This is a genomic window from Paracoccus sp. 22332 (genome assembly GCF_052045125.1).
In the GTDB taxonomy this organism is placed as follows: Bacteria; Pseudomonadota; Alphaproteobacteria; order Rhodobacterales; family Rhodobacteraceae; genus Paracoccus; species Paracoccus haematequi_A.
The window spans coordinates 13,280-29,471 of the sequence record NZ_JBQEOI010000034.1; the positions used below are offsets into that span (position 1 = coordinate 13,280).

General features: G+C 65.0%; 17 protein-coding genes and 1 tRNA gene. All 18 read left to right on the plus strand.

What is annotated here, in order from left to right; translation table 11 throughout:
* Window positions 1–6: 6 nt before the first annotated feature.
* Window positions 7–2,025, plus strand: coding sequence for an NADH-quinone oxidoreductase subunit NuoG (nuoG, locus tag ACTJI6_RS19315; RefSeq protein WP_440803009.1), 2,019 nt, complete (start codon window positions 7–9; stop codon window positions 2,023–2,025).
* Between the two features lie 5 nt (window positions 2,026–2,030).
* On the plus strand, window positions 2,031–2,798 hold the full coding sequence (locus ACTJI6_RS19320; protein ID WP_440803010.1) for a hypothetical protein: 768 nt from the start codon (window positions 2,031–2,033) through the stop codon (window positions 2,796–2,798).
* Between the two features lie 16 nt (window positions 2,799–2,814).
* Window positions 2,815–3,846 carry an NADH-quinone oxidoreductase subunit NuoH gene (gene nuoH / locus ACTJI6_RS19325; RefSeq protein ID WP_126156164.1) on the plus strand — a complete coding sequence of 344 codons (1,032 nt, stop codon included), beginning with the start codon at window positions 2,815–2,817 and terminating at the stop codon, window positions 3,844–3,846.
* 3 nt (window positions 3,847–3,849) lie between these two features.
* Window positions 3,850–4,035 (plus strand): hypothetical protein, encoded by a 186-nt coding sequence (locus ACTJI6_RS19330; protein ID WP_440803012.1) that lies wholly within the window; start codon window positions 3,850–3,852, stop codon window positions 4,033–4,035.
* A complete protein-coding gene (gene nuoI / locus ACTJI6_RS19335; protein WP_126156166.1) occupies window positions 4,035–4,526 on the plus strand; it encodes an NADH-quinone oxidoreductase subunit NuoI in 492 nt (163 codons plus the stop codon). The genes ACTJI6_RS19330 and nuoI overlap by 1 nt, the downstream gene beginning before the upstream one ends.
* Window positions 4,523–4,936 carry a carboxymuconolactone decarboxylase family protein gene (locus ACTJI6_RS19340; RefSeq protein WP_126156167.1) on the plus strand — a complete coding sequence of 138 codons (414 nt, stop codon included), beginning with the start codon at window positions 4,523–4,525 and terminating at the stop codon, window positions 4,934–4,936. The genes nuoI and ACTJI6_RS19340 overlap by 4 nt, the downstream gene beginning before the upstream one ends.
* Window positions 4,933–5,535: an NADH-quinone oxidoreductase subunit J gene (locus ACTJI6_RS19345; protein ID WP_440803015.1), complete on the plus strand. Its 603-nt coding sequence runs from the start codon at window positions 4,933–4,935 to the stop codon at window positions 5,533–5,535. Before ACTJI6_RS19340 ends, ACTJI6_RS19345 begins: the two co-directional genes overlap by 4 nt.
* A gap of 56 nt (window positions 5,536–5,591) precedes the next feature.
* Window positions 5,592–5,897: an NADH-quinone oxidoreductase subunit NuoK gene (nuoK, locus tag ACTJI6_RS19350; protein WP_103173177.1), complete on the plus strand. Its 306-nt coding sequence runs from the start codon at window positions 5,592–5,594 to the stop codon at window positions 5,895–5,897.
* 6 nt (window positions 5,898–5,903) lie between these two features.
* Window positions 5,904–8,150: an NADH-quinone oxidoreductase subunit L gene (nuoL, locus tag ACTJI6_RS19355; protein ID WP_440803018.1), complete on the plus strand. Its 2,247-nt coding sequence runs from the start codon at window positions 5,904–5,906 to the stop codon at window positions 8,148–8,150.
* A 1-nt stretch (window position 8,151) separates the two neighbouring features.
* On the plus strand, window positions 8,152–9,720 hold the full coding sequence (locus ACTJI6_RS19360) for an NADH-quinone oxidoreductase subunit M (RefSeq protein WP_126156171.1): 1,569 nt from the start codon (window positions 8,152–8,154) through the stop codon (window positions 9,718–9,720).
* Between the two features lie 10 nt (window positions 9,721–9,730).
* Window positions 9,731–11,212, plus strand: a complete 1,482-nt coding sequence (nuoN, locus tag ACTJI6_RS19365) for an NADH-quinone oxidoreductase subunit NuoN (protein WP_440803020.1) — start codon at window positions 9,731–9,733, stop codon at window positions 11,210–11,212.
* A complete protein-coding gene (locus ACTJI6_RS19370; RefSeq protein WP_440803022.1) occupies window positions 11,205–11,972 on the plus strand; it encodes a biotin--[acetyl-CoA-carboxylase] ligase in 768 nt (255 codons plus the stop codon). Before nuoN ends, ACTJI6_RS19370 begins: the two co-directional genes overlap by 8 nt.
* A 3-nt stretch (window positions 11,973–11,975) precedes the next feature.
* Complete coding sequence (locus ACTJI6_RS19375) at window positions 11,976–12,755, plus strand: type III pantothenate kinase (protein WP_440803024.1); 780 nt, start codon at window positions 11,976–11,978, stop codon at window positions 12,753–12,755.
* Window positions 12,748–14,424 carry a ribonuclease J gene (locus tag ACTJI6_RS19380; RefSeq protein WP_440803025.1) on the plus strand — a complete coding sequence of 559 codons (1,677 nt, stop codon included), beginning with the start codon at window positions 12,748–12,750 and terminating at the stop codon, window positions 14,422–14,424. The genes ACTJI6_RS19375 and ACTJI6_RS19380 overlap by 8 nt, the downstream gene beginning before the upstream one ends.
* A gap of 53 nt (window positions 14,425–14,477) precedes the next feature.
* Window positions 14,478–15,194, plus strand: a complete 717-nt coding sequence (trmB, locus tag ACTJI6_RS19385; RefSeq protein ID WP_440803028.1) for a tRNA (guanine(46)-N(7))-methyltransferase TrmB — start codon at window positions 14,478–14,480, stop codon at window positions 15,192–15,194.
* Between the two features lie 54 nt (window positions 15,195–15,248).
* Window positions 15,249–15,338: transfer RNA gene (locus ACTJI6_RS19390), tRNA-Ser, on the plus strand.
* Between the two features lie 351 nt (window positions 15,339–15,689).
* Complete coding sequence (locus ACTJI6_RS19395) at window positions 15,690–15,953, plus strand: DUF6429 family protein (RefSeq protein ID WP_305962191.1); 264 nt, start codon at window positions 15,690–15,692, stop codon at window positions 15,951–15,953.
* Entirely contained in the window at window positions 15,950–16,090 is a 141-nt protein-coding gene (locus ACTJI6_RS19400) for a hypothetical protein (protein WP_440803031.1), read from the plus strand. The genes ACTJI6_RS19395 and ACTJI6_RS19400 overlap by 4 nt, the downstream gene beginning before the upstream one ends.
* The last annotated feature ends 102 nt before the right edge of the window (window positions 16,091–16,192 follow it).

Consider the following 16,192-nt stretch of genomic DNA (forward strand, 5'->3'; position numbering starts at 1 on the left):
AAGCCGATGGCCGATTTGCGCACGATCAAGATCGACGACATTGAGATCGCGGTCGATCCCAACCTGACCCTGATCCAGGCCTGCGAACAGGCGGGCATCGAGATCCCGCGCTTCTGCTATCACGAACGCCTGTCGATCGCGGGCAACTGCCGGATGTGCCTGGTCGAGGTCGTGGGCGGCCCCCCCAAACCTGCCGCGTCCTGCGCGATGCAGGTCAAGGATCTGCGCCCCGGCCCGGACGGCGCGCCTTCGGAAATCCGCACCAACAGCCCGATGGTCAAGAAGGCCCGCGAGGGCGTGATGGAGTTCCTGCTGATCAATCACCCGCTGGATTGCCCGATCTGCGACCAGGGCGGTGAATGCGATCTGCAAGACCAGGCAATGGCTTACGGGGTGGACTTCAGCCGCTATCGGGAACCGAAGCGCGCCGCCGAGGAACTGAACCTGGGTCCGCTGGTCGAGACCCACATGACCCGCTGCATCAGCTGCACCCGCTGCGTGCGCTTCACGACCGAGGTCGCGGGCATCAGCCAGATGGGCCAGACCGGGCGCGGCGAGGACAGCGAGATCACCAGCTATCTGAACCAGACACTGGCCTCGAACCTGCAAGGCAACATCATCGACCTGTGCCCGGTGGGGGCGCTTGTCAGCAAACCCTATGCCTTCAAGGCCCGGCCCTGGGAACTGCGCAAGACCGAGACCATCGACGTGATGGATGCGCTTGGCAGCAACATTCGCGTGGACGTGAAGGGGCGCGAAGTGATGCGGATCCTGCCGCGCAACCATGACGGCGTGAACGAGGAATGGATCAGCGACAAGACCCGCTTCGTCTGGGACGGTTTGCGCCGCCAGCGGCTGGACAAGCCCTATATCCGTGAGAACGGCAAGCTGCGCCCGGCAAGCTGGGGCGAGGCCCTGGCCGCTGCCGCCGCCGCGATGAAGGGCCGCAAGGTCGCCGGACTGGTGGGCGATCTGGCCCCGGTCGAGGCTGCCTTCAGCCTCAGGCAACTGGTCGAGGGGCTGGGCGGGAACGTCGAATGCCGCACCGACGGGGCGCGCCTGCCTGCGGGCAACCGCTCTGCCTATGTCGGCACCGCGACGATTGCCGATATCGATACAGCCAAGCGGATTCTGCTGATCGGCACCAACCCGCGCGAGGAAGCTCCGGTGCTGAACGCGCGGATTCGCAAGGCCTGGGCGCATGGCGCGCAGGTGGCGGTGGTCGGGCAGGCGGCTGACCTGACCTATGACTATCACCACCACGGCGTTGATCGCGCCGCGTTGGCGGAGCTGGTCAAGGGCGACTTCCAGTCCAGCAAGGGCACGCCCGGCATCGTGATCGTCGGCCAGGGCGCGCTGCGCGAAGCGGATGGCGAAGCCGTGCTGGCCAATGCGATGCGCATCTGCGAACTAGACGACTGCAAGCTGCTGGTTCTGCACAGCGCCGCCTCCCGCGTGGGCGCGATGGATGTGGGCGCGGTGACCGAGGGCGGGCTGACCGCCGCCATCGAAGGCGCCGAGGTGATCTACAACCTGGGCGCGGACGAGGTGGACGTGGCCGCCGGTCCGGTGGTGATCTATCAGGGCAGCCATGGCGACCGGGGCGCGCACCGTGCCGACATCATCCTGCCCGCTGCCTGCTACACGGAAGAAAACGGCCTGTTCGTGAATACCGAAGGCCGTCCCCAACTGGCGCTGCGCGCGAATTTCGCGCCGGGCGAGGCCAAGGAGAATTGGGCGATCCTGCGGGCGCTGTCGGCTGAACTGGGCGCGACCCTGCCTTGGGACAGCCTGCCGCAACTGCGTCGCGCCCTGGTTCAGGCGGTGCCGCATCTGGGCCAGATCGACCATGTGGCGCAGAACGACTGGCAGCCCTTGCAGCGGCTGGACATGGGTCATGCGGCCTTCCGTCCGGCGGTCAAGGACTTCTACCTGACCAACCCGATCGCGCGCAGCTCGCCCCTGATGGGGGAATTGTCGCGGATGGCCGCGGCGCGCAACGCGCCCGCCATGGCGGCCGAGTGAACGTCATGCGGCCAGCATTCCGCCAGCCCCGGTTTCTGATCGCAGCCCTTGCGGGCGCTGCGGTCCTGTCGGGCTGCACGGATGATGCCGGCGACGGGCGCCCCAAACCCAAGCCCGAGACGATGACCGCCAAGATCGCCACCCCCGGCGCGCTGCCGGGCAAGGCGCCTCTGACCCTGGCACGGATTTCCACCAAGTCGGGAGAGATCCTGATTCTGGAGCCGGACGGGCAGGTGACGACCATGACGCTGGACAGTCCCGAGGGGCAGGATGCCTTCGCGGTGTCCGAGGCGGATCTGATGGCATTGAACGCGAACCTGGATCTGAATCTGGGCGGCATGGTGGCGGATGGATTGCCGCCGCGCCAGACCGCGCAGGAAAAGGCCCTGGAGGAATTCGCGGCCCGCAGCCAGCCCGCCCTGCCTGCCTGGGCCGACGGGACCACGGTCGACCCGCAGGATTTCCTGGGCGCCCGCGTGGCATCGCTGGATCCCAAGGGATCGGCCGACCTGGTCGAGGTGACGGCGAACTTGCGTGAAGGGGTGGACGCCGATATCGCCTTCTCGTATGCCACCTGCGCGTTGGCAGGCTGGGCCAAGCGGAATGGCGAGCCATACGGACGCCATGTGCGCACGCTGCAAGACACACGCGACGGCAAGCTGAGGATCGGGGCCGCGTTCACGCTGTCGGATCAGAAGCCGATGGGCCTGCGGGTGATGGAAACGGAAGACACCTTGCGCGAATGCAAGGCGCGCGGCATTCCCGCCGCGTAATCGGATAGGGACGGGCATGGCTGAATTCTGGGCATCCTCTCTGGGTATGGCGATCCTGCTGCTGGCGCAGGGTTTGGCGGTGATCGCCTTCGTCATGCTGTCGCTGATCTTTCTGGTCTATGGCGACCGCAAGATCTGGGCCGCCGTGCAGATGCGGCGCGGCCCGAACGTGGTCGGGCCCTGGGGCCTGCTGCAAACCTTTGCCGACGCGCTGAAATACGTGTTGAAGGAAATCGTCATCCCCGCCGGGGCGGACAAGTTCGTCTTCTTCCTGGCGCCCTTCCTGTCGATGACCCTGGCGCTGCTGGCCTTCGTGGCGATTCCCTTCGCGCCCGGCTGGGTGATGGCCGACATCAACGTGGGCATCCTGTTCATCTTCGCCGTCTCCTCGCTGGAGGTGTACGGGGTGATCATGGGCGGCTGGGCGTCGAATTCGAAATACCCGTTCCTGTCGTCGCTGCGCGCGGCGGCGCAGATGATCAGCTACGAGGTCAGCCTGGGCCTGATCATCATCGGCGTCATCATCTCGACCGGGTCGATGAACATCAGCGCCATCGTCGAGGCTCAGGCGGGCGCGGGGCTGCTGTCCTGGTACTGGCTGCCGCATTTCCCGATGCTGGTGCTGTTCTTTGTCTCGGCCCTGGCCGAAACCAACCGTCCGCCCTTCGACCTGGCCGAGGCGGAATCGGAACTGGTCGCGGGCTTCATGGTCGAATATTCCTCGACCCCCTATCTGCTGTTCATGGCGGGCGAATACATTGCCATCTGGCTGATGTGCGCGCTGATCAGCCTGCTGTTCTTCGGCGGCTGGCTGTCGCCGATCCCCGGCATTCCCGACGGCGCGATCTGGATGTTCCTGAAGATGGTCTTCTGGTTCTGGATGTTCGCCATGGTGAAGGCCATCGTGCCGCGCTACCGCTATGACCAGTTGATGCGGATCGGCTGGAAGGTGTTCCTGCCGCTGTCGCTGGGCTGGGTCGTGCTGATCGCCTTCCTAGCGCGGTTCGAGGTGTTTGGTTCCTTCTGGGCACGCTGGGCGGGGGCATAAGCGATGGCATATTCGAACAAGATCGCCGAAGTGCTGGCAAATGCGTCGGAAACCGACAAGGTCGAGTTCGCGCATTTCCTGGCCAACAATCTGGATAGTGCCGGACAGTCCCGTGACGGCGCCAGGGTCCGCGACTATGTGGCGGCGTTCGACCGCTTCGCCGCGCCCAAGCAAGGGGAAGAATTCTGATGGCCTTCGACATCGCCCGCGCCACCAAGTATTTCCTGATGGTGGATTTCCTCAAGGGCTTCGGCCTGGGGGTCCGGTATTTCTTCGCGCCCAAGCCGACCATCAACTATCCCCATGAAAAGGGGCCGCTGTCGCCGCGCTTCCGGGGCGAACACGCGCTGCGCCGCTATCCCAACGGCGAGGAACGCTGCATCGCCTGCAAGCTGTGCGAGGCGATCTGTCCGGCCCAGGCGATCACCATCGACGCCGAGCCGCGCGAGGACGGCAGCCGACGCACCACGCGTTACGACATCGACATGACCAAATGCATCTATTGCGGCTTCTGCCAGGAAGCCTGCCCGGTCGATGCCATCGTCGAAGGCCCGAACTTCGAGTTCGCGACCGAGACACGCGAGGAACTGTTCTACGACAAGCAGAAGCTGTTGGACAACGGCGCCCGCTGGGAAGCCGAGATCGCCCGCAACCTAGCCATCGACGCGCCCTACAGATGAGCGACGCCTTCACCAAGCTGTTCCAGCAGATGATGCAGTCGGGCCAGGAAATGGCCCGTGCGTTCAACCCTGCGCTGGAAACCTTCGACCCCCGCGCGTTCGAGAAGATGATCCCGACCATGCCGGCGGACATGCTGGAGATGTGGTTCGGGCGCACCTTCAACCGCGACGGGCTGGACGCCAAGACGCGCCTGCTGGTCACGGTGGCCGCGCTGACCGTCCAGGGCGCCCATGCCGAACCGCAACTGCGCCTGACCATCCGCCACGCCATCGCCGCAGGCGCCACCGCGCGCGAGGTGGCCGAGGTCATCTATCAGATGGGGATGTTCGGCGGCATCCCGGCGATGCAGAAGGCTCTGGAGATCGCCCAGGGCGTCTTCGCCGAACATGAGGGGAAACAGGCCGAATGATCACCTTCGCCTTTTATCTGTTCGCCATCTCGGTCTGCACGGCGGGCTTCATGGTGGTGCTGTCCAGGAACCCGGTTCATTCGGTTCTGTGGCTGATCCTGGCCTTCATCTCGGCCGCCGGGCTGTTCGTGCTGCAAGGCGCCGAGTTCGTGGCGATGCTGCTGGTGATCGTCTATGTCGGGGCCGTGGCGGTGCTGTTCCTGTTCGTCGTGATGATGCTGGACGTGGATTTCGCCCAGCTTGGCGGCGAATTGGCGGGCTATCTGCCGCTGGCGGCGCTGATCGCCCTGGTGCTGCTGGCTCTGCTGACGGTCGCCTTCGGCGGGTGGGAGATTTCGGACCAGGCCCAGGGGCTGCGGACCGCGCCGATCCTGGATCACACTCTGAACACCAACGCCATCGGCACGATCCTGTATGACCGCTATCTGCTGCCGTTCCAGATCGCCGGGCTGATCCTGCTGGTCGCGATGATCGGCGCGATCACCCTGACCATGCGCCACCGCCGCGACATCAAGCGCCAGGACGTGCTGGAACAGATGTATCGCGACCCGGCCAAGGCCATGGAACTGCGCGACGTGAAACCGGGGCAGGGGCTGTAAGGCCCCGCTGCGGACTGAATATTTCAACGGGTAACGACCCGGAGGGACGTAAGACGATGATCGGATTGACACATTACCTTGTCGTGGGGGCGATTCTGTTCGTCGCCGGGATCTTCGGCATCTTCGTGAACCGCAAGAACGTCATCGTCATTCTGATGTCGATCGAACTGATCCTCTTGTCGGTCAACATCAATTTCGTCGCCTTCTCGGCCCATCTGGGCGATCTGGCGGGGCAGGTCTTCACCATGTTCATCCTGACCGTAGCGGCGGCCGAGGCCGCGATCGGTCTGGCGATCCTGGTGGTGTTCTTCCGCAACCGTGGGTCCATCGCGGTTGACGATGTCAACGTGATGAAGGGGTAAGCGGTCATGGTGCAATTCATCCTGTTCGCGCCCCTTCTGGGCGCGCTGATCGCCGGTTTCGGCTGGCGCGTGATCGGGGAAAAGGCCGCGCAACTGCTGACCACGGGCATCCTGTTCGCGGCGGCGCTGTTTTCCTGGATCGTCTTCACGACCTTCTCGGGCGAGACGCAGCATATCCCGGTGCTGGACTGGGTCGTCTCGGGCGATTTCAGCAGCGAATGGGCGATCCGGCTGGACCGGCTGACCGCGATCATGCTGATCGTCGTGACCTCGGTCTCGGCGCTCGTCCACCTGTATTCGATGGGCTACATGGCCCATGACGACAACTGGACCCATCACGAGCATTACAAGGCGCGGTTCTTCGCCTATTTGTCCTTCTTCACCTTCGCCATGCTGATGCTGGTGACGGCGGACAACCTGCTGCAGATGTTCTTCGGATGGGAGGGCGTGGGCGTCGCGTCCTATCTGCTGATCGGCTTCTATTACCGCAAGCCTTCGGCCAACGCGGCGGCGATGAAGGCCTTCATCGTGAACCGGGTCGGCGATTTCGGCTTCCTGCTTGGGATCTTCGGGTTGTGGTGGATGACCGGCTCCATCCAGTTCGACGCGATCTTCGCCCAGGTTGACGAACTGGCGCAGGCGCAGATGCATTTCCTGTGGGCCGACTGGAACGCGGCGAACCTGCTGGCCTTCCTGCTGTTCATCGGCGCCATGGGCAAATCGGCGCAGCTTTTCCTGCACACCTGGCTGCCGGACGCGATGGAAGGCCCGACCCCGGTGTCGGCGCTGATCCACGCCGCGACCATGGTGACGGCGGGCGTGTTCCTGGTCTGCCGCATGTCGCCGCTGTTCGAATTCGCGCCCGAGGCCAAGATGTTCGTGACGATCATCGGCGCCTCGACCGCCTTCTTCGCCGCGACCGTGGGCCTGGTGCAGAACGACATCAAGCGCGTGATCGCCTATTCGACCTGTTCGCAGCTGGGTTATATGTTCGTGGCAGCAGGCGTCGGCGTCTATTCGGTGGCCATGTTCCACCTGTTCACGCATGCCTTCTTCAAGGCCATGCTGTTCCTGGGCGCGGGTTCGGTGATCCACGCCATGCACCATGAACAGGATATGCGGAACTATGGCGGGCTGCGCAAGAAGATCCCCCTGACCTTCGCCGCCATGCTGATCGGCACGCTGGCCATCACCGGCGTCGGCATTCCGCTGACCCATATCGGCTTCGCGGGCTTCCTGTCCAAGGACGCCGTGATCGAAAGCGCCTATGCCTCGGGCGTGGGCTATGCCTTCTGGCTGTTGGTGATCGCGGCGCTGATGACCAGCTTCTATAGCTGGCGGCTGATGTTCCTGACCTTCTGGGGCGCGCCGCGTCCGCAAAAGGTCTGGGACGCCGAGATCAAGGCCGAGGAGGAAGTGCAGCCAATGGCGGCGCATGGCCACGGCCACGACACCCACGGCCATGACGATCATGGCCATCATGATCCGCTGCACGCGCATCACCATGCCCATGAAAGCCCGCCGGTGATGACCGTGCCGCTGGGCATCCTGGCCCTGGGCGCGATTTTCGCGGGCATGATCTGGTACAGCGCCTTCTTCGGCGACAACGTGCAGCGGTTCTTCGGCCTTCCCGAAGCCGCCCATGAACAGGCCGAGGGCGGCCATGGCGAGGCGCTTGACGGCGCCGTGGCCGAGGCGCCGCATGGCGAACCTGCGGGCGCGGCGACCCATGCCGCCGCCGGCGCCGCCAGCGACCCGGCCGAGGATACCGCGGCCGACGGCCACGCGGCGCTTGCCGGGTTCGAACGCGGCGCGATCTTCATGCGGTCCGACAACCACGTCATGCACGACGCCCATTCGGTCCCCGTCTGGGTGAAGCTGTCGCCCTTCGTGGCGATGCTGATCGGGCTTGGCCTGTCCTGGCTGATGTATATCCGCTATCCCAATGCGCCCGCGAGACTGGCGGCGCAGCAGCCCGCGCTGTATCGGTTCCTGCTGAACAAGTGGTATTTCGACGAGGTCTATCACTTCATCTTCGTCCGGCCCGCACTGTGGATCGGCCGCAAGCTGTGGACGGGCGGCGACGGGGCGGTTATCGACGGCGCCATCAACGGGGTGGCGTTGGGGCTGATCCCGCGCCTGACCCGCTTCGCCGGACGCGTTCAGTCGGGCTATCTGTTCCATTATGCCTTCGCGATGGTCATCGGCATCGTGGGCTTGCTGATCTGGGTGATGACGCGGGGCGCGCACTGACATGACGAACCTTCTTTCGATCATCACCTTCCTGCCCATCGTCGCGGCGGGGATCCTGGCCCTGTTCCTGCGCGGAGAGGACGAGGCCGCGCAGCGCAACGCCAAATGGCTGGCGCTGATCGCGACCACGGCGACCTTCCTGATCTCGCTGTTCGTGCTGGCGGGCTTCGATCCGGCGGATACCGGCTTCCAGTTCGTCGAGGATCATCCCTGGATCATGGGCCTGCGCTACCGGATGGGCGTCGACGGGATCTCGGTCCTGTTCGTGCTGCTGACGACCTTCCTGATGCCGCTGACGATCCTGTCCACCTGGGATGTGAAGACCCGCGTCAAGGAATACATGATCGCCTTCCTGGTGCTGGAAGGGCTGATGATCGGCGTGTTCACGGCGCTGGACCTGATCCTGTTCTACCTGTTCTTCGAGGCAGGGCTGATCCCGATGTTCCTGATCATCGGCATCTGGGGTGGCGTGAACCGCATCTATGCGTCGTTCAAGTTCTTCCTCTATACCTTCCTCGGCTCGGTGCTGATGCTGGTGGCGATGATCGCCATGGCGCGCACGGCGGGCACCACCGACATCGCGCAGCTGCTGGCCTTCGACTTCCCGTCGGACACGATGCGCGTGCTGGGCATCACCGTGGTCGGCGGCATGCAGACGCTGCTGTTCCTGGCGTTCTTCGCCAGCTTCGCGGTCAAGATGCCGATGTGGCCGGTCCATACCTGGCTGCCCGACGCCCACGTCCAGGCGCCGACCGCCGGGTCGGTGGTGCTGGCCGCCGTGCTGCTGAAGATGGGCGGCTATGGCTTCCTGCGCTTCAGCCTGCCCATGTTCCCCGTCGCCAGCGAGATGCTGCAACCGCTGGTCTTCTGGATGTCGGCCATCGCCATCGTCTATACCTCGCTTGTGGCGCTGGCGCAGACCGACATGAAGAAGCTGATCGCCTATTCCTCGGTCGCGCATATGGGATATGTGACGATGGGCATCTTTGCCGCCAACCAGCAGGGGCTGGACGGGGCGATCTTCCAGATGCTGTCGCACGGCTTCATCTCGGGCGCGCTGTTCCTGGCGGTGGGCGTGATCTACGACCGGATGCACACGCGGGAAATCGACGCCTATGGCGGGCTGGTCAACAGGATGCCGGTCTATGCCCTGGTCTTCATGTTCTTCACCATGGCCAACGTGGGCCTGCCCGGCACCTCGGGCTTCGTGGGCGAGTTCCTGACCCTGATGGGCACCTTCAAGGCCAATACCTGGGTGGCCTTCGTCGCCGCGACCGGGGTGATCCTGTCGGCGGGCTATGCGCTGTGGCTGTATCGCCGGGTGACGCTGGGCGCGCTGATCAAGGAAAGCCTGAAGACCATCACCGACATGACCCCGCGCGAGAAGTGGATCTTCGCGCCGCTGATCGTCATGACGCTGTTCCTGGGCGTCTATCCGCGCGCCGTCACCGACATCACCGGCCCCGCCGTCCAGGCGCTGCTGGTCAACTATCACGAGGCCCTGCCGGTTGAGCCGCGCGACGGGCTGGCCGTGACCGCGCAGGCGGCCCCGGCCGACGCCAGCCATTGAGGTAAGCACGATGACCGCGCTCGATTTCTCGACCATCCTGCCAGAGCTTGTGCTGGCGATCTATGCCCTGGGGGCGCTGATGGCCGGGGCCTATCTGGGCAAGGATGCCATCGCGCGTCCGATCCTGTGGGCCACGGTCGCGGCATTGCTGGCGGTCGGGCTGTATGTCGGCTTTGCCGACCGCCCGGCGCAGGTAGCGTTCTTCGGCATGTTCACCGACGACGCCTTCGCCCGCTTCGCCAAGGTGACGATCCTGGTCTCTGCCGCCGCCGTCCTGGCGATGAGCGCGGATTACCTGGAACGCAACCGGATGATGCGGTTCGAATTCCCGATCCTGATCGCGCTTGCCTCCGTCGGCATGATGCTGATGGTTTCGGCCAGCGATCTTCTGTCGCTGTACATGGGCCTGGAACTGCAATCGCTGGCCCTTTACGTCGCCGCCGCGATGCGCCGCGACAGCGTGAAGTCGTCCGAGGCCGGTCTGAAGTATTTCGTCTTGGGATCGTTGTCCTCGGGGATGCTGCTGTACGGCGCATCGCTGGTCTATGGCTTCTCGGGGACGACCGGCTTTGCGGGGATCGTGCAGGTGGTGGTCGGCGGGCAGCTGTCGCTGGGCCTGCTGTTCGGGATGGTGTTCCTGCTGGTCGGGTTGGCCTTCAAGGTCTCGGCCGTGCCCTTCCACATGTGGACGCCCGATGTCTATGAAGGCGCGCCGACCCCGGTGACGGCTTTCTTCGCCACCGCGCCGAAGGTCGCCGCCATGGCCCTGATCGCCCGCCTGATGTACGAGGCGTTCGGCAACGTGCCGGGCGACTGGGGCCAGATCGTCGCGGCGCTTGCGGTGATGTCGATGTTCCTGGGCTCCATCGCGGGGATCGGGCAGCGCAATATCAAGCGGCTGATGGCCTATTCGTCCATCGCGCATATGGGCTTTGCCCTGGTCGGCCTGGCCGCCGGGACGGCTTATGGCGTGCAGGCGATGCTGCTGTATATGGCGATCTATGCGGTGATGAACGTCGGCAGCTTCGCCTTCATCCTGTCGCTGGAACGCGACGGCCGCCCGATCACCGACCTGCAAAGCCTGAACCGCTTTGCCCAGGCCGAGCCCGTCAAGGCCTTCGCGGTCCTGTTCCTGATGTTCAGCCTGGCCGGCGTTCCGCCTTTCCTGGGCTTCTTCGCCAAGTTCGGGGTGCTGGGCGCGGCGGTGCAGGCGGGAATGTCCTGGCTGGCGATCCTGGGCGTCATCGCATCGGTGATCGGGGCGTTCTATTACCTGCGCATCGTCTATTACATGTTCTTCGGAGCCGAATCCGAAGGCGTGGAAAGCCGCATGGGCGGGGTGCAGTATCTGGCCCTGGTGATTCCGGCGGCGCTGCTGCTGATCGGCGCCGTGTCGATGTGGGGTCTTGATACCGCGGCGGCACGGGCGGCGGAATCTCTGGTCGGCGCGCCGGTCGCCCAGGCGGCAGTCGAGTCCCCGGCTGTTGAGTAACCCTGCCCTTGACGCCTGGCCCGAGGGCGTGGCGCGCCATGTCCTCGACCGTGTGGACAGCACCAATGCCGAGGCGATGCGCCTGGCGCCGGGGCTGTCCGGCCCGGCCTGGATCATGGCCCGCCAGCAGACCGCCGGTCGGGGCCGGCGGGGCAGGGCCTGGACCGATCCCCCCGGAAATTTCGCGGCCTCGCTGATCCTGCGGCCTCAGGGCGGCCCGGCGGATGCGGCGCGGCTGTCCTTTGTGGCGGCGCTTGCCGTCCATGACGCGCTGCGTGCGCTGTGCGGGCCGCAGTTGAATCTTGCGTTGAAGTGGCCCAACGACGTGCTGCTGAACGGCGGCAAGCTTTCGGGCATTCTGCTGGAAAGCATGGGGTCGGGCGGGACCATCCAGGCCCTGGTGATCGGCATCGGCGTCAATCTGGCCGCCGCGCCCGAGGCGGTCGAACCGGGCGCGGTCCGGCCCGTCAGCCTGCAAGGCGAAACCGGGCTGTCCGTTACCCCGGACGATTTCCTGACCGCCCTGGCCGTGTCCTTCGACGGCTGGTCGCGACAGATGCGCGATTTCGGCTTTGCGCCGATCCGCGCCGCCTGGCTGGCCCGCGCCGCGCGGATCGGTGAAACGATCACCGCCCGCACCGGCACGGCCGAGGCGACCGGCCGCTTCGAGGGGATCGACGAGACCGGCGCCCTGATCCTGACCGGGCCCCGCGGAAGGCAGGCGATCCCCGCCGCCGATATCTATTTCACCGGGGTCTGACCCATGCTGCTGTGCATCGACACTGGCAATACAAACACCGTCTTTTCCATCTGGAACGGCGAGAAGTTCCTGTCCCACTGGCGCATCTCGACCGATCACCGCCGCACGGCGGACGAATATTTCGTCTGGTTATCCACTCTGATCGCAGGTCAGAAGTTCGAACTGGACATCAATGCCTGCATCATCAGCTCGACCGCGCCGCGCGTGGTCTTCAACCTGCGCGTCCTGTGCAATCGCTATTTCGACACCCGCCCGCTGGTGGTGGGCAAGCCCGACTGCCTGCTGCCGGTCGCGCCGCGCGTGGACAGCGGCACGGTGGTCGGACCCGACCGGCTGGTCAATACGCTCAGCGCCTTCGACCGGCACGGCCCGGACCTGATCGTGGTCGATTTCGGCACTGCCACCACCTTCGACGTGGTGGATGTGGACGGCGCCTATATCGGCGGGGTGATCGCGCCGGGGGTGAACCTGTCGCTCGAGGCGTTGCACATGGGTGCGGCCAGCCTGCCGCATGTCGACGTGACCATGCCCGCCAAAGTGATCGGCACCAATACCGTGGCCTGCATTCAGTCGGGGATCTTCTGGGGCTATATCGGGCTGGTCGACGGCGTGGTGCGCCAGATTCGCGCCGAACGGGACCGCCCGATGAAGGTGATCGCCACGGGGGGGCTTGCGCCGCTGTTCGATCAAGGGTTTGACCTGTTCGACGCAATCGAAGACGATCTGACGATGCACGGGCTGCGGCTCATACACGATTACAACAAGGAGATGGGCAATGGCTGACCGCCTGATCTATCTGCCGCTGGGCGGCGCGGGCGAAATCGGCATGAATGCCTATGTCTATGGCTACGGCTCGCCGGGGCGCGAACGGCTGATCCTGGTCGATCTGGGGGTCAGCTTCGGCGACATGGACGGCAGCCCCGGCATCGACCTGATCATGCCCGATCTGACCTGGCTTGAACAGAACCGCGACCGGCTGGAGGCGATCTTCATCACCCACGGGCACGAGGATCACCTGGGCGCGGTGGGTCATCTGTATGGCCGCCTGAACGTGCCGATCTATGCCCGCCAGTTCACCGGCGCCCTGGTTCGCCTGAAGCTGGAGGAACAGGGCCACCCCGCCTCTGCCGTCAACATCACCGGCGCCCGCCCCGAGGTGACGCAGGTCGGCCCCTTCACCGTGCAGTTCGTGCCGGTGAGTCACTCGATCCCCGAAAGCGCGGCGCTGATCATCGACACGCCGGCGGGCCGGGTGCTGCATACCGGCGATTTCAAGCTGGACGGCACCCCGGTGGTGGGTGATGCTTTCGACCCGATCCTGTGGCACGACATCGCGGCCGAGGGTCGGGGCATCAAGGTTCTGGCCTGCGACAGCACCAACATCTTCTCGACCCATCCCGGCCGGTCCGAGGCCGTGCTGGCCAACCCGATCCTGGAATGGGTGATGGCGCAGAAGAACCTGGTCGTCGCCACCACCTTCGCCAGCAACATCGCGCGCCTGAAAACGCTGTCGGACGCCGCCATCTCCGGAGGCCGCAAGGTCTGCCTGCTGGGTCGCGCCATGCGCAAGATGGTGGCGGTCGGCCTGGAAACCGGCGTGCTGACCGATTTCCCCGACACAATCGGACCCGAGGAAGCCGCAAGCCTGCCCCGCAGCCAGGTGATGCTGCTGGCGACCGGCAGCCAGGGCGAACGCCGCGCCGCCAGCGCGCAACTGTCCCGTGGCCGTTACTTGGGCCTGGCGTTGAAGGAAGGCGACAGCTTCCTGTTCAGCTCGAAGACGATTCCCGGCAACGAACGCTCGGTCGGGCGGATCATGAACGCGCTGAGCGAACTGGGCGTCGATGTCTTTGATGCCGATGACGGGCTTTACCACGTCTCGGGCCACGCCAACCGCCCCGATATCGAGGCCCTGCACGAGTTGCTGAAGCCCGAGATCGTGATCCCCATGCACGGCGAACATCTGCATCTGCGGGAACATGTGATGCTGGCGCGCGGCAAGGGCATCGCGGCCGAGATCGCGACCAACGGCACCATGCTGGATCTGACCGGCGACGCGCCCCGGATCGTGGATCAGGTGGAAACCGGGCGGCTGTATCTGGACGGCACCGTCCTGATCGGCGCGATGGACGGCGTGGTGCGCGACCGCATCCGCATGGCGCTGAACGGCCATGCCCTGGTCAGCGTGATCGTGGACGAGGACGACAACGTCCTGCCCGACGCCTGGGTGGAACTGATGGGCCTTCCCGGCCGCACCAGGGGCGGCAACGACCTGGGCAGCCATATCGAGGGCGAACTGGCCGAATTCCTGGAAGGCGCGGACAGCCGCGTGGTCCGCGACGACGCCAAGATGGACGAGGCGATCCGCAAGATCACCCGCCAGGTCGCCATGGAGGAGATCGGCAAGAAGCCCGAAGTGACGGTCATCATCAGCCGGTTGATGGGGGAATAGCGCCGGGCAGGGGGGCTTGACCCGGCATCCGCGCCGGTGCAATCCCCCAACCCATGTCCGATACGCCCAAGACACCCTTCGATCCGAACCCGCCGCGCCGCAACTTCTATGGCCGGCGGCACGGCAAGACCCTGCGGCAAAGCCAGAAGGGCTATCTGTCCGAGGATCTGGGCGATCTGCGTCCGCGCGGCATTACCGTGCAGGACAATCCCGACCGCCGCCCCATCGACCCGGCGGCGATCTTCGGCGACGACCGGCCGATCTGGCTGGAGGTCGGTTTCGGCGGCGGCGAACACATGGTCCACATGGCCGCCCGTTATCTCGAGATCGGCATCATCGGCTGCGAGCCGTTCATCAACGGCGTGGCCATGCTGCTTGGCAAGATCCGCAACGCGGGCGTCAGCAATGTCAGCGTGCATCCGGGTGATGCGCGCGACCTGATGGACGTTCTGCCCGACGCCTCGATCAGCCGGGCCTTCCTGAACTATCCCGATCCCTGGCCGAAGGCCCGCCACCACCGCCGCCGCTTCGTGACGCCCGAACATCTGATCCCGCTTGCCCGCGTGATGCAGCCCGGCGCCGAGTTCCGCGTGGCAACCGATATCCCTGACTATATGCGCCAGACGCTGGAAGAGGTGCCCCCGGCGGGCTTCGACCTGGTGGCCGAAACTCCCGAGGCCTGGGACGACTGGATCAGCACCCGATACGAGCAAAAGGCCTTGCGGGAGGGGCGTTTGCCCCATTATGCCACCTTCCGGCGCAAGGGCTGACGGGCGGCGAAAAAGCCCTTGTCACTGACCAGGCCCGCCCCTATACCGGCCGGCGGAGTGGTGGCCGAGTGGTCGAAGGCACACCCCTGCTAAGGGTGCAGGCGGGAAACCGTCTCGAGGGTTCGAATCCCTTCCACTCCGCCACTTGCCCTCGCGAAAGCGTTCTCCCGATACGGCTCCGGCCGGGTTTTCTCGTTATTTTCGAGGGTTATGCGGGTGGGGCTGAGCACTGGCCGCGATGCCGGGAGGCCCGGAAGCGGTCTCTCAGGGCCGATATTCTCTGGACCTCTCGACTGCGCGCATTCGGTGTAGAGCCTGTAACCCATTGAAAGTATAGGGACAGTTCCTCGCGCCACCTGAACACTTTGATGCCAGTGGCGTTTGTGGAAAGGAACAGAAATCCAACCCGTTCTTTCTCAATCCAGCCTCGCAAATCCCTTCCGCCATTGAGAATTTCCTGCGACGACGGCATCCTGTCGGTGACGGAGGCTATGAATGGCGGAACCAGACCTCGACACCGACAAGCTCGACGACGCGGCGCTGGCGATCCTCAGCCTGACGCTGCATGACGGCAATCGAGTCTGGAAAGGGATCGACTGGTCGATCACCGACCGGCTGCACGCCAAGGGGCTTATCCACGATCCCATAGGCAAGGCGAAATCGCTGGCCCTAACGGAAGTCGGACTGGCCCGAGCGGAGGCGGCTCTCGCCGAATTGTTCGTGAAGCAGTCGGACGATTCAAAGAGGTCGGAACGATGAAACCGGCCGACGAGGAGCGCATCGCTGCCCAGCTGGCGAAACTGATGGCGATGATCTGTGTGCGCAACACGGGGATCGAGGAATTGCACGCCGGGACCGTTCCGGTCACCCACAAGGGCGACTATTCGGACGTGTGAGAACGGCGGTGAGAAACTAGTCCACGGAAGCGGCGGCATGGAGCTGCTGCGGGCGGCGTAAAAGTCGTCCACCCTTTCCCTTTCTGCGGCAGCAGGGAGGGC

Bases quoted from the DNA above. Each gene is read 5' to 3' on its own strand.
- nuoG (WP_440803009.1), top strand. From the start codon at position 7: ATGGCCGATTTGCGCACGATCAAGATCGACGACATTGAGATCGCGGTC.
- ACTJI6_RS19320 (WP_440803010.1), top strand. From the start codon at position 2,031: ATGCGGCCAGCATTCCGCCAGCCCCGGTTTCTGATCGCAGCCCTTGCG.
- nuoH (WP_126156164.1), top strand. From the start codon at position 2,815: ATGGCTGAATTCTGGGCATCCTCTCTGGGTATGGCGATCCTGCTGCTG.
- ACTJI6_RS19330 (WP_440803012.1), top strand. From the start codon at position 3,850: ATGGCATATTCGAACAAGATCGCCGAAGTGCTGGCAAATGCGTCGGAA.
- nuoI (WP_126156166.1), top strand. From the start codon at position 4,035: ATGGCCTTCGACATCGCCCGCGCCACCAAGTATTTCCTGATGGTGGAT.
- ACTJI6_RS19340 (WP_126156167.1), top strand. From the start codon at position 4,523: ATGAGCGACGCCTTCACCAAGCTGTTCCAGCAGATGATGCAGTCGGGC.
- ACTJI6_RS19345 (WP_440803015.1), top strand. From the start codon at position 4,933: ATGATCACCTTCGCCTTTTATCTGTTCGCCATCTCGGTCTGCACGGCG.
- nuoK (WP_103173177.1), top strand. From the start codon at position 5,592: ATGATCGGATTGACACATTACCTTGTCGTGGGGGCGATTCTGTTCGTC.
- nuoL (WP_440803018.1), top strand. From the start codon at position 5,904: ATGGTGCAATTCATCCTGTTCGCGCCCCTTCTGGGCGCGCTGATCGCC.
- ACTJI6_RS19360 (WP_126156171.1), top strand. From the start codon at position 8,152: ATGACGAACCTTCTTTCGATCATCACCTTCCTGCCCATCGTCGCGGCG.
- nuoN (WP_440803020.1), top strand. From the start codon at position 9,731: ATGACCGCGCTCGATTTCTCGACCATCCTGCCAGAGCTTGTGCTGGCG.
- ACTJI6_RS19375 (WP_440803024.1), top strand. From the start codon at position 11,976: ATGCTGCTGTGCATCGACACTGGCAATACAAACACCGTCTTTTCCATC.
- ACTJI6_RS19380 (WP_440803025.1), top strand. From the start codon at position 12,748: ATGGCTGACCGCCTGATCTATCTGCCGCTGGGCGGCGCGGGCGAAATC.
- trmB (WP_440803028.1), top strand. From the start codon at position 14,478: ATGTCCGATACGCCCAAGACACCCTTCGATCCGAACCCGCCGCGCCGC.
- ACTJI6_RS19395 (WP_305962191.1), top strand. From the start codon at position 15,690: ATGGCGGAACCAGACCTCGACACCGACAAGCTCGACGACGCGGCGCTG.
- ACTJI6_RS19400 (WP_440803031.1), top strand. From the start codon at position 15,950: ATGAAACCGGCCGACGAGGAGCGCATCGCTGCCCAGCTGGCGAAACTG.